Raw genomic sequence first — 11,611 nt, 5'->3', positions numbered from 1 at the left:
TATATATATCCAGGGAGGGGGAGTCAAGAGGAAATGGGGGTCATCGGGGGGCTCTCCCATGAAAAAAGCCCCTGAACGGGGCTTTTTCTGTATTGAATACCACAGGCTTCAACTGTTGAGGATTTTCTCGGCTTCCTCCTTGTCGGTATCCATGATATAGCTTATGCCGCTTATCTCAGATGCTTCATGGGTCAGCGCCGCTATATCATCCCGTGATATATACTCCATGGAGAACTTGCGGCTGCCGGCCATAATCTGGCGCAGTCCCTGGGCAAGACGCTCATAATAGGTGAAAAGTCCCAAGGCTCCCGCAGGGAGCTTCTCAAACTCGGAATCTCCCATCTCTTTGCGTAACGAGCTTGCCGTGACAAAAATCTCGTCTATTGTGGTGCCGAAACGCTCGACATAGACAGGAAGCTGCTGCCTCTCCATGGCGAGCCCTATGGTTTTTCCCACCATGGCGGCCGCAATGGGAGCCCGCGCCATACCCACGAGCTTTACAAAGGGAGCTCCAAGAGCGAGTCCTTTGAAGATGCTGTCCTCAAAGGTGAATCCCCCGGCCACGGCCAGAGTCGGTAAATATTTTCCTTTCTCAGTGAGGTGTTTTGCATACCGATAAAGAAGGGTATGAAGCTCCACCGGTGGGATGCCCCACTCATTCATCATTTTCCACGGGCTCATGCCGGTTCCGCCGCCGGCAGCGTCTACCGTGAGAAGATCCAGTTTATATTTTGATGCAAAGACCACCGCACGCGCAAGGTCAACGGGACGATAGGCTCCTGTCTTGAGAAAAATATACTGCGCGCCGGCCTCTCTGAGCTCCTTGATTCTTTTTGCAAAAGATTCCTCCGTCACCATGCCGACGCGGGAGTGCCGCTCAAATTCCTTGAAGGCACCGTGTTCAAAAGACCTTATCACATCAGGGTTTGTGGGATCGGGCATGACTATGTAACCGCGTTCATGAAGCATCTGAGCCTTTTTCAGATCCCTGATCTTCACCTCCCCGCCAATATCCTTCGCCCCCTGGCCCCACTTGAGCTCAACGCACTTGACACCGAGCTTTTCTATGGCGTACTCCTGGACACCCAGGCGCGTATCTTCTATGTTGGCCTGCACTATTATCGCGCCATATCCCTCATGCTGGTGATCCTGAAACAGTTTCACCCTCCGCTTCAAATCAACAGTATCTGCCACACGGCCGTCCTTGATGACCGACTGGGGATCCATGCCCACCACGTTTTCACCGATGGTAAGGCCGGTGCCGGCCAGCGCAGTCCCGATGGCGAGGCCTTCCCAGTTGTTCTTTGCGATATCCGTGGAGCCTATACCGGGGATAATCCAGGGATACCGGAACTTTATCCCCTTGTCATGGCCGAAATGCACTTCAATGCTGACGGCAGGGAAGATGGCCTTGTCGCTGTCCGCTTCGATGCCATGGGCCCCGGCAGCGGTGCCCATTATGTTGAAGTGAGAATAATCGACAGGATATCTTTTTTCTCCTGCTGTCGTGATGACTCCGAAAGGCTGAGGATAGATGACCTCGTGGCCGCGGTATGCCGACTTGCCGATCTCGCACATGCCGATGCACCCGTCAACGCAGGTCACGCACATACCCGATGATGACACAATTGAGCCCTCTGTTCTGTTCTTTGTCAGAGTCGCTGCTGAAGCATTTGTTCTTGTAAAAGACATTGAGCAATTCCTCCTTAATTTTTAATCTTTTCTTATTTCACAGGCAACGCACGGTGCCATATAACACATCATATCGTCGAATTTATCCTTCTCGAGGCATGGAGCGCTCAGGTTGGCGCACCCGCCGCATATGGCCTCATCGGGCTCTGTATAGGTGCATCTGAGCTGGCAGGCGGGGCACACGTATATGCAGCCCCCGCATAGCCTGCAGACCTCAGACTTTACGTCAAAAGGAGTTCCTATGCTGCGCTTCTCACCCCGCCCCCTGAATCCGATGGCTTTTGCCATCATCTGCTCTTCGCACATCCTCACGCAGAGCCCGCAGAGAATGCACTCTTCATGCTCCTGCATGAAGCGCTGCTGCCGTATTTCATGGGCTGAGGCCAGGTCCTGGATTATCTTTGACTGCGGGCAGGAAGCAAGCATAAGCTCCAGGATCATCTTCCGCGCTCTCACCACGCGTGCCGATGCTGTCCGGACCGTAAGGCCCTCTTCGGCCGGATAGGTGCAGGAAGACACCAGCCTCGCTCTTGGGCCCTCACCAATCTCCACCACGCAGAGCCGGCAGGCTCCGTAAGATGAAAGCCCTTCCATATGGCACAGAGTGGGGATGGGAAAGCCCAGGAATCTTGCCGCCTCAAGCAGTGTAGTGCCTTTCTCTACTGAAACAGAGAGACCATTTATTATCATCGCTATCATGCTTTATTGCCTCCCACTGCTGATATTGCGCTTTCATCCTTTGCCGGATCCGTGAACTCCAGATCACACCTGAGGCACCTTCTTGCTTCTCCAATCGCTTCATTTTCAGGAAGGGGCCTCTCCACTTCATTGAAATTCAATTTCCTTGCTTCGACAGAGATGACAGGGGGTATTGCCCTGAGAGCTTTCCCTGTCTCCTCTTCACTCAAGGTTACCGGTTCAACGTAGACCTGAGGCAGACATAACGGCGGGCGCTGGCGAAGCGGTTCACCCTTAAGGTAACGGTCGATCATGACAGAAACATTTTTCCCTGCAGCTATAGCATCAACGACTTTGCCGGGACCGGTCACTACATCACCCCCTGCAAAAACACCAGGCCTGGCAGTCTCTGATGTTTCGGGGTCAGCAACGAGAGCTCCACCGGCACTTATTCCGATGCCCATTGATGAAATGAAATCAATATCCGGCTTTTCGCTTATCGCCACGATCAATGTGTCCAATGGAACAAGCTGCTCTGAGCCTGGTATCGGAACCGGTTTTCGCCTTCCGCTCGAATCGCGCTCACCCGGTTTGTTATCAATGAATTCAACGCCCGTAAGCCGCCCTTCGCGCAAATGGATTTTAACGGGGGCCGCCAGCGTTCTGAGCTCCACTCCCTCCTGGAGGGCCGCTTCAATCTCTTCCTCATAGGCCGGCATTTCATGGCGGGTGCGGCGGTAAAATACCGTCACGCTCTTAACGTTTTCCTGGCGTACGGCAACCCTTGCAGCGTCGAGTGCGGAGTTTCCTCCGCCGATAATACCTACACGGCCTTCCGCCAGGTTCTTTCCCTGAAGATTAAAGGTCTTCAAAAATTTAATTGAGGGATAAATACCTGCGGCATCTTCGCCTTCCAGGTTCAGTTTCAGGCTCCTGTGGGCTCCCAAGGCGAGAAAAATTGCCTTAAAGCCCTCTTCAAGCAGGCTGTCCAGTGTCATGTCCCGGCCCAGCACCGTATTGAGCTTAAGAGTCACCTTATCAGCCAGCAGGGAATTGATTTCCTTACTGAGATTTTCACGCGGCAGTCGATAGGCCGGAATACCGCTGACCAGCATGCCGCCTGGTTTTGGATCCGCTTCAAAGACCGTGGGGTGATACCCCTTCAGAGAGAGGTAATAGGCGGCAGTCAAACCGGCCGGTCCTGAGCCGATTATGGCCACCCGGTGCTTTTTATCTTCAGACCTCTCTGGGGTATACACCGAAGGATCTACCCTGTCTACAATAAATCTCTTCAATGATCTTACCGAAACAGCCTGATTTCCCGTGGTGCATGCCCGGCATCTCTCTTCGCAGGGGTGGCTGCATACACGAGCGCATACCGATGGAAAGGGGTTGGCTTCCCTTATGACTTTGTAGGCTTCTTCATTTTCGCTGCGCGCGATGTGGGAAATATACCGCCAGGCTTCAGTGCCGAGAGGGCAGGCCGCCTGGCATGGCGCACCTACAAGATCCTTGCATACCAATGCACTGCATTTATTCCTGAGGATATGATCCTCATATTCATGACGAAAATACTTAAGGGTGCTGAGGACCGGATTTGAGGAGGTCTGGCCAAGGCCGCACATGGTGGTGTCCTTCACCACAAGGGCAAGCTCCTCAAGGGTATTCAAATCACTGATGACTGCTCTGCCTTTGGTGATATTGTCGAGAATCTCATACATCCTCTGCGTTCCCTTCCGGCACGTGAAGCATTTGCCGCATGACTCATCCTTGAGGAAATTCATATAGTACCTGACGATATCAACCATGCAGGTGTTCTCATCCATCACGATCATGCCGCCCGAGCCCATGATGGAGCCCGCGCCTGCCAGGCTGTCATAATCAATAGGGAGATCAAACCTGTGTGCGGGGATACAGCCTCCCGAAGGACCGCCAGTCTGCACTCCTTTTATCTTTGCCTTTCCGCCCGGTCCTCCCCCGATACCGTAGACGATATCTTCAATGCTTATCCCCATCGGCACCTCAACGAGCCCGTTATACTTCACCTTGCCTACGAGGCTGAATATCTTGGTGCCTGTGCTCTTTTCCGTGCCGACAGCCCTGAACCGGGCGGCGCCGCTCTCAATGATGACAGGGATATTTGCCCATGTTTCCACGTTATTGATAACCGTCGGCCTTCCGTTGATTCCCTTCTTAATAGGGAAGGGGGGGCGCTGGCGGGGCTCCCCTATCCTCCCTTCAATAGAGGCGATCAGTGCGGTTTCCTCACCGCATACGAAAGCGCCGGCGCCTTTTACAAGCTTTATCTCAAAGGAGAATCCGCTCCCCAGGATATTCTCCCCGAGAAGCCCAAGCTCGCGGGCCTGGCGGAGGGCTATGAGAAGGTGCTTGATCGCATAGGGATACTCATTCCGCACATAAATTACCCCTTCCGGAGCACCAGTTCCATAGGCGCCAATGAGCATCCCCTCGATAATGCTGTGGGGATTGCCCTCAAGCAGGCTCCTGTCCATATATGCCCCTGGATCGCCTTCATCAGCATTGCATACAAGGAATTTTCCGCGGGTGCCATTCTGCTTTGCAAGCATCTCCCACTTCACACCGGTGGGGAAGCCCCCGCCGCCGCGGCCCCGAAGGCCTGATGCCTTCACTTCATCTATGACCCATTGCGGATTTGCCTTGGAAAGCACTTTTGTCAAGGCCTGATACCCGCCGTTTTCTATATAGGTATAAATTCTTATGGGATCGACTTTCTCGCCGCGGCTGAGAATGGTCCGGGTCTGTCCTTTGTAGAAGGGAATATCATCATGTTTCTCAATAGTCTTTCCTGTAGTGGTATCCACAAAGAGCAGATCCTCCAGGACTGCTCCTGTTGCCACTGCCTCCATGATCCTCACCATGGCATCCTGAGTGACCTTCGGATATAAGGTTCTGCCCGGCTCGACGAGAATTGAAGGCTCCAGCTGGCAGCATCCGTGGCACCCGGTAATCCGGAGATGAATCTTATCTACTAGTCCCCCCGCCAGCAATTCTCTTTTAGCAATGCGGATCAGATCATTCGCACCGCTAGCCTGGCCGCACGTTCCTGCAGGAATGACAATAACGGGAATGTCAGGGTCCCTGTCGGTGATGAGCCTTTCCTGAAGCTCTTTAAAAGCATTGATTGATTTAAGCCTTCTCTTCATGATCCTGGGTAACTCCTTTTGTGAAAAGTTCCATTCCATGCCAGGGATTTTTTGTCACAGATTGACTCCGTCAAGATCAAGCATGTGGTTCCTGCATCCGCGGCGTGAACAGATCTGTATCATGCCTCCACCCTGCACGACCATGGGAACCATTGGGGCCTGGCACGCCACACAGTTTGACGAAGCAACAAGTTCCGTGTGGCAGTGCGGGCAGAAGCAATAGACGACGGTGTCAACAGGAATCTTGTATTGTGATTGAATCTGATAGCTTCCGTAGAGGCTGGACAGCCTGATCCAGCCGTGATTGTTGCCAAAAGACACGGTGAGGCGTATTGAAGGAAAACCGTCAATGAGGTACCTGGTGTCCATCAGGCTGTGATTGCAGTGAGAGCAGCGGACAATGACGGGAAAAACGCTCTGGTCTTCCGTTCCCGCATCATCAAGCCCGAGCCGGGCTTTCTCCATTATTTTTCCCACGGTGGATATATTCACGTTGGAAAAGTAATGCCCGTCCACCACGACTATGGGCCCAAGCGCACAGGCACCCAGGCAGTTCACTGTTTCCAGAGTAAATTCTCCGTCTTCAGTGGTCTCCCCAGGCTTGATGCCCAACTGCCGCTTGAACTCCCCGGCAACAGCCGGCCCGCCACGGACATGGCAGGCAGTGCCCAGGCATACTGATATGAGGTGCTTTCCCCTGGGCTTAAGGCTGAACATCCTGTAAAAGGTTGCCACGCCATAAATGTCTATGAGAGAATAATTGCTCTTACCTGCCAGGGCTCTCATTTCTTCCTCGGGAAGGTAGCCGCACTTTGACTGAATAGTTCCCAGTGCCGCAATAAGCCCGTCCCTGTCCACGATTTCCCTGACATGAGATAAATCTCCCTCAAGACCCTCAAACTCTTCGCAATGGGAAATGCGCTTATCCCTGGACCGGGGAAATGTGCATTGTATTTCATTCTTGCATAAGGCACAGAGCCCTTTGTACTTAATCATCTCATAATCTGCAGCAGCATCCATGGCAGATAACTCCTTTATTTTTAATGATGCCAGGAGGCCCGGCGCAAGCGGTTATATCGCGAGGGTTTCTATTGATACTCCTCACAATGCCACACGCCTCCTTCAGGCTTGGGAAACACGCAGGTATCACTGATTTCACAGGTCCTGCACAATCCTCTGTAGCTCCAGTTATCATCCTTTAAAGGCTTTTTATTGATATTCGCCTTCGCATGCGAAGAGACAAATTTCTCAATGGTTGAGACCGGGCTTATTTCCTGACCCTTAAACTCTTCACATTGAAAAACCGGCTTGCTGGCATCTCTGGGAAATGTGCAATGATTCTGGTTTTCACAGGTCTTACAGAGGCCTTTGTATTCAATTCTCTTCTCCTCTTGCTGTTGATTCATCAAGACGGACTTTTTAACCCTGTGCTCCACTTTGGCCGTATCCATGATCGCATCCCCCTTTTTTATGCTTGGAAAACTATCTTTATAATCTGCAATCATTGTGCCAAAAATTCACCTGGCCACGAACATTTGTACCAGGAGGGATAAGTAAGACAACCTGTAAGAATTGGCTTGACAGCTATGAAATAATTGAAGTGCGACGCTCAAAGTGAAAACAACGCTCTTTTTCTTGCAAGAAGAGAGAGTGCTCAATGTGGGGCACTTTGAACCACCGGGGAGAGTTGTTCCGGAAAGAGGAGGTAACAGGCTCTTGAGAGAGCATGCTCGAGGGGGTAATGTGCGTCAGTATGAAGGATCAGATGATATATCATCAAATATTTACAGGGGAAGCACTGTTTTACGAGAATGCAGTCATGGAAATTCATCTCAAATGCAGGGGACACAAAAATTGGATCTGGGCCTCACGCAACAGCAGAAAACCACACTGGCGCAGAAAATACAGATGGGAATCACGCTCTCAAGCTGTGTAGAGCTGTCAGGCGCAGGCTTTGCAGAGCTTTTAAGGGCCGTTGAGGGCTCAGAGATATTCCAGAAGCTTTCATCACCGGGAGAGAAACGGGTTATTGAAGTGGTCCCGGTGAAGCGGTATTTCCCTCTGGTCCAGGGGAGCAGGGAAGACAGCAAGAAAGAGGCGTCATCGTCGTCTGCAGAGGACCAGGAAAATCATGCGGATGCTGTGGACCTGGAGTCTCTTGCCGAAAAAGTCAGTGCCGCTGTGGACATAAAGCTGCTTTATACCGTTAAAACCATGGGAATTGAGCGTTTCTCCTATTATTTTATTGATGGCGAAGGAACGGACACGGAACTTGCTCATCTGCTGGGCATTTCTTCTTCGGAGGTCCGGGCTCTTCGTGACCTTTTTGACAGGGCCCTCATTGCTGATTCTCTGGGCATTCAAAGCGCCACCAGTCTCTACGATGCAGATGTGGAGAGGGCGGAAATCATTGCTGAAGTGAGTTTCATTGGCAGAGAGCCTCAGATATTTTTCGCCTATGACCGAATTCGCTACAGGATTGATGAAAAAAAATTATGGAACCTCACAGAACAGGGCTTGATAAGCCCGGAGGAGGTAAAAGAGTTCAAGGCAGTGAGAGCCAGATTAGCCTTGATCAACTTCAGGTTCAATCTTCTCCATGAAATCATCAAGGAGGCAGTGGAAGCTCAAAAAGCTTATCTTATATCCTTTAAAACAGCCGATTTGAATGTCCTGGAAGAAAAGAACATAGCCCTCAGGATCCAGGCAGATCCCTCCTGGGTATGTCGCCTTATACAGGGCAGGTCGAGCAAAAGATATGTAAAATCGAGAAACCGCCTCGTAGCCCTCCGGGACCTTTTCATCTCCACAAAACAGCTCAGGAAAAAGAGGGGACTGTCATATATGAAAGCCGTCCTTGCCGATGAGAGTGATAGAGGAAGCAAAAGAGACGGGCGCTTCACTGATGAGGACATCCAGCTCAGACTCCGGGAGCGATTCAGCTTCACGATAAGCCGGAGAGCCATCAACAACTGGAGGAGAGAGCTCCAATAGAAGAGAGAATTTACCCGCTCATCCCTTGACTTTACTTTTTTCCTGATGTCGGTATATTGATGATAGGAGTACTATGAGCATTGCTCTGTAATAAACCGGGAGGTGCACGATATGGACCCTCTTGCACAGCTGAGGATGACCGACTCGATGGCCGTGGACTTTACCCAGTTCATGGCGGGCCCCCAGAGGGCTGTGGGGCTTGGGAGCCTTGGAATGGAAGGCCTGGTGGGGCAGCAGCCCTCTCCTTTCGGAAGCGACATGGCCATGTTCTCCCAGGACCTCGGTGATCAGGCCAGCGCCGGCTTCATGCCTGCCTTTGCGCAGCAGTCATCCCCCATGGGCTTCAACAACGGCATGGGGATGGTTCCCGGTTTCGGCGGGATGAATTCCTCCATGAACCCCCAGCAGCAGCAGCAGATGCAGCAGATGATGCAGATGATGATGATGATGATGCAGATGATGATGCAGATGATGATGCAGAACGGCATGGGGCAGCAGCAGCCCGGCCAGGGCACCCAGCAGCAGAATCCCGCCTTTAACCAGCCCCTCGGCATGATCCCTCAGCAGTCGGCTCCGCAGCAGTCGGCTCCCCAGCAGTCGGCTCCCCAGCAGTCGGCTCCCCAGCAGTCGGCAAACCCCCAGCAGTCTCCCCAGTCAAAACAGGATCCCGCTGCGGCCGACGAAAAGAACCAGGCCCAGGATCCTGCCGTAGAAAAGGATCCCAAGGTCCAGGAGGCCAAGCAGAAGGCTGATGATTCGGGCAATAAGGTACAGGAGCTTGAGCAGAAAGTAAAGGAAGACCAGGATAAGGTCAAGCAGGCCGATGACAAGGCAAAGCAGGCTTCAGACAAAGCGAAGCAAGCATCGCAAAAGGTAAAATCGGCAGGAGATAAAGTTAAATCAGCTGACGGCAAAGTGAAATCGGCGGAAGATAAGGTCAAGCAGGCTGAGCAGCAGAAAGCGCAGCAGCAGCAGGCGGCAGCGTCAGACCAGAAGGGCGGTGCACCTCAGCAGGCCGACAACAGCGGTGTTGAAAGCGCCCAGAATGAATTGAAGCAGGCGCAGAACGAGCAGAAGGCCGCAAAGGATGAGGAAGCAAAGGCCAAGCAGGAGGAAGCAAAGGCCAAGCAGGAAGAGAATACGGCCAAGCAGGAGCAGGCTAAAGCCAAGGAGCAGCTCCAGAAAGATCAGCAGGAGCTGCAGCAGGCAAAACAGGCAGAGCAGCAGGCGAAAGAGGACCTCAAGACGGCGAGGAGCACGGCCAGTGAAGAAGCGAAGAAGAATACGAAGATCCCTGATTACGGAAAAGATGCAAACAAGCAGGAAATAGGCGAGATGCTTGATGCGGCCGCGAAGAAGTACGGCATACCGCCTGACATCCTGAAAGCCGTGGCCTACCAGGAGAGCACCTGGAACCCCCAGGCCCTCTCTTTCGACGGGCAGCATGGCAAAGGCGTCATGCAGATTGACGACCGCTACCATGACTTTGCCAAGACGCAGGATGTATTTGACCCTGCAAAGAACATCGAGTATGGAGCCAAGTACCTCTCAGACCTCAAAAACCAGTATGGGAGCTGGAATGAAGCCCTTCATCACTATAATGGCGGCTCCACCTATGCTGGTAAAATCAACAACCTGGCGCAACAGCAGCCCTGGACGCAGTGGGCCTGATTCTGACACCTGAAAAATGGAAAAAGAGCCGGATTATACCGGCTCCTTTGATTTTCATCGAAGTTCCATGGAGTGAGGACAAAAAGGTTTTTTATCTCTTTACGATAAATATGGGATGGTAAGAGAGAAAAGTCTCCCTGGATATGGTGGATTTCCGGTCTGCCTCATAATGAAAGGAAAGGAAAAAAATACATGCAGGATTTTAATTTTTACAATCCCACTCATATTATCTTTGGCAGAGATCGCCTGAAAGAGCTCGACTCCTATATCCCTCAAGAGTCAAGGGTGCTCGTGCTTTATGGCGGCGGCAGCGTAAAGAAACACGGCACCTTGCAGAAAGTCATTGAAGCACTGGGAAACCGCCGGGTGCTGGAATTCGGAGGCATCGAGCCCAATCCGCAGTTTACCACTTTAATGAAGGCCGTTCAACTGGTGAAAAAGGAGCAGGTGGACTTTTTACTTGCGGTGGGCGGCGGCTCTGTCATGGATGGAACGAAATTCGTGGCCCTTGCTTCAAAATACCAGGGTGACAAGCCGCAGGACCTGCTTTTTCATGGCTTCAATCCCGTTCCGGTTTCTGAAGCCCTCCCTCTCGGAACGGTAGTCACCCTGCCTGCGACAGGCTCGGAAATGAATTCAGGAGCGGTCATCAGCTATGAGCATGGAAAATATCCCGTCTTCAGCCCGCTGGCCTTTCCAAAGTTTTCCTTCCTGGATCCGTCTCTGACCTTTACCCTCCCTGCCACGCAGGTTGCCAATGGAATCATTGATACTTTTGTGCATGTGGTGGAGCAATATGTCACTTTTCCCGCCGAGGGCAGTTTTCAGGACAGGACCGCCGAGGGCATTCTGCAGACCCTGATTGAAATCGGCAGAAAAACCATTGATGATCCCACCGGCTATGACGCCCGGGCAAATCTTGTCTGGTGCGCCACGATGGGCCTCAACGGATTGATAGGCGCCGGTGTTCCCCAGGACTGGACCACACACTTGATTGGCCACGAGCTGACGGCGATGTTTGGAATTGACCATGGGAAGACGCTTGCCATCCTGCAACCGGCAATCTGGACTGTCAGAAAAGAAAAAAAGAGAGAAAAACTCTTACAGTATGCCCGGCGGGTATGGAATATCACCGACGGGGATGATGATTCAAAAATCGACCTCGCAATCAGCAAAACCCGCGAGTTCTTCGAGAGCCTGGGAGTAAAAACCCGTCTCTCCGATTATGGGGTGAAAGCAGACAAGATTGTTGATCTGGTTGGTGAATTGGAAAAGAAAGGCCTCACTGCCCTTTCTGAAACGAAAGATGTCACCCCTGCCGTCAGCCGCAAGATACTGGAAAAGGCACTGTAGGAGGGGTGAATGTCCTCACGGGAGGAATGTCCTCCCGG

Annotated in this window: 8 protein-coding genes; 3 read left to right on the top strand and 5 right to left on the bottom strand. The window is 52.2% G+C overall.

From position 1 onward, the window contains the following. Window positions 1–108: 108 nt before the first annotated feature. From RDV48_27490 to RDV48_27470, 5 genes are all read right to left on the bottom strand, one after another. A complete protein-coding gene (locus RDV48_27490) occupies window positions 109–1,692 on the bottom strand; it encodes an FMN-binding glutamate synthase family protein (GenBank protein MDQ7826577.1) in 1,584 nt (527 codons plus the stop codon). 21 nt (window positions 1,693–1,713) lie between these two features. Continuing rightward, window positions 1,714–2,391 (bottom strand): 2Fe-2S iron-sulfur cluster-binding protein, encoded by a 678-nt coding sequence (locus RDV48_27485; protein ID MDQ7826576.1) that lies wholly within the window; start codon window positions 2,389–2,391, stop codon window positions 1,714–1,716. Beyond that, a complete protein-coding gene (locus RDV48_27480) occupies window positions 2,388–5,555 on the bottom strand; it encodes an NADH-ubiquinone oxidoreductase-F iron-sulfur binding region domain-containing protein (protein MDQ7826575.1) in 3,168 nt (1,055 codons plus the stop codon). Before RDV48_27480 ends, RDV48_27485 begins: the two co-directional genes overlap by 4 nt. 54 nt (window positions 5,556–5,609) lie before the next feature. Then, window positions 5,610–6,575: an NAD(P)H-dependent oxidoreductase subunit E gene (locus RDV48_27475; GenBank protein MDQ7826574.1), complete on the bottom strand. Its 966-nt coding sequence runs from the start codon at window positions 6,573–6,575 to the stop codon at window positions 5,610–5,612. Window positions 6,576–6,643: 68 nt separating this feature from the next. Next, window positions 6,644–7,006 (bottom strand): hypothetical protein, encoded by a 363-nt coding sequence (locus RDV48_27470; GenBank protein MDQ7826573.1) that lies wholly within the window; start codon window positions 7,004–7,006, stop codon window positions 6,644–6,646. Between the two features lie 403 nt (window positions 7,007–7,409). Between RDV48_27470 and RDV48_27465 the strand changes: the two genes are divergently transcribed. The 3 genes from RDV48_27465 to RDV48_27455 all read left to right on the top strand — a co-directional run bounded on the left by RDV48_27465 (window position 7,410) and on the right by RDV48_27455 (window position 11,573). Beyond that, entirely contained in the window at window positions 7,410–8,549 is a 1,140-nt protein-coding gene (locus tag RDV48_27465) for a hypothetical protein (protein ID MDQ7826572.1), read from the top strand. Between the two features lie 111 nt (window positions 8,550–8,660). After that, window positions 8,661–10,220 (top strand): transglycosylase SLT domain-containing protein, encoded by a 1,560-nt coding sequence (locus tag RDV48_27460; GenBank protein ID MDQ7826571.1) that lies wholly within the window; start codon window positions 8,661–8,663, stop codon window positions 10,218–10,220. A 192-nt stretch (window positions 10,221–10,412) separates the two neighbouring features. Further along, the gene (locus RDV48_27455) at window positions 10,413–11,573 is read left to right on the top strand and encodes an iron-containing alcohol dehydrogenase (GenBank protein MDQ7826570.1); all 1,161 of its coding nucleotides are present in this window, start codon (window positions 10,413–10,415) and stop codon (window positions 11,571–11,573) included. Window positions 11,574–11,611: the final 38 nt, after the last annotated feature.

Source organism: Candidatus Eremiobacterota bacterium (assembly GCA_031082125.1).
Classification (GTDB): Bacteria; Vulcanimicrobiota; CADAWZ01; order CADAWZ01; family Ess09-12; genus Ess09-12.
Note: the sequence above shows the minus strand (reverse complement) of the source record. Positions and strands in the feature narration are given on the sequence as shown.